Raw genomic sequence first — 796 nt, 5'->3', positions numbered from 1 at the left:
CGTTGACCCTGCCGAAGGGTGAAGTCAGTGCTCTCCTCGGTCCGTCCGGTACCGGTAAGTCGGTCTTCCTGAAGTCGCTGATCGGTCTGCTGCGGCCCGAGCAGGGCAAGATCTTCATCGACGGAACCGACATCCTGCAGTGCTCCTCTCGTGAGCTCTACGAGATCCGCAAGCTGTTCGGGGTGCTGTTCCAGGACGGCGCACTGTTCGGCTCGATGAACCTCTACGACAATGTCGCCTTCCCGCTGCGCGAGCACACGAAGAAGTCCGAGTCCGACATCCGCAAGATCGTCATGGAGAAGTTGGAACTGACGGGTCTGCTCGGTGCCGAGGACAAGCTGCCCGGCGAGATCTCCGGCGGTATGCGCAAGCGCGCAGGCCTGGCCCGTGCTCTGGTTCTCGATCCCGAGATCATCCTCGTCGACGAGCCGGACTCCGGCCTCGATCCCGTTCGTACCACCTACATTTCGCAGACCCTGATCGACATCAACGCCGAGATCGATGCCACGATCCTGATCGTCTCGCACAACATCAACCTCGCTCGGACGGTGCCCGACAACATCGGCATGCTCTTCCGTCGCCAGCTGGTGATGTTCGGCCCGCGTGAGGTGCTGCTGACGAGTGACGAGCCGGTGGTCAAGCAGTTCCTCAACGGAACGATGATCGGTCCGATCGGTATGTCGGAGGAGAAGGACGAGGCGCAGATGGCGCAGGAGCAGGCCATGGTCGACGCCGGGCACCACGCCGGTGGCGTCGACGACGTCGAAGGCATCGTCCCGCAGATGAAGGCCACCCC

At 62.6% G+C, this 796-nt stretch carries 1 protein-coding gene; it reads left to right on the top strand.

Features of this window, described 5'->3' with window-relative positions:
• The coding region (locus CH302_RS27270) for an ABC transporter ATP-binding protein (RefSeq protein ID WP_176460792.1) at positions 1–796 on the top strand (796 nt) is incomplete at both ends.

The sequence above is a fragment of the Rhodococcus sp. 15-2388-1-1a genome (assembly GCF_002259145.1).
In the GTDB taxonomy this organism is placed as follows: Bacteria; Actinomycetota; Actinomycetes; order Mycobacteriales; family Mycobacteriaceae; genus Rhodococcoides.
The sequence above is the reverse complement of the archived record's forward strand: the minus strand, read 5'-3'. Positions and strand labels throughout refer to the sequence as shown.